The 401-nt window shown below is 71.1% G+C and carries 1 pseudogene; it reads left to right on the forward strand.

Features of this window, described 5'->3' with window-relative positions:
* Positions 1-401: pseudogene (locus tag AC5RUJ_RS18570) on the forward strand (PucR family transcriptional regulator); the annotation flags it as partial.

A 401-nucleotide genomic window follows, 5' to 3' on the forward strand; every position in this document is an offset into this window, starting at 1 on the left:
GCCGCCGCACTGCGCGAGGCCGGCCGCACCGCCGGCCTGCCGGTCATCCTGGTGACCCGCCGCATCCGATTTGTGGAGGTCACCGAGGTGGTGCACCGCATGCTGGTGGCCGGACAGCTGGCGCAGCTGGAGCGATCGCGCCAGGTGCACGAGGTTTTCACCATGCTCAGCCTGGAGAACGCCCCGCCGGAGGAGATTGTGGCCCGGGCCGCCGAACTGATCAATGCTCCCGTGGTGCTGGAAGACGTGGCCCATCTGGTGCTCGCTTTCGCCCCGGCCGGCATGCCTGCTTCGGAACTGCTCGACGGCTGGGCCGAACGCTCGCGCCTGGTGCACTATCGCGAGGAGACGGCCCGTGCCGGCTCGGCAGGCTGGCTGCAGGCGCCGGTGGGACTGCGCGG

Source organism: Arthrobacter sp. Y3223164 (assembly GCF_059091005.1).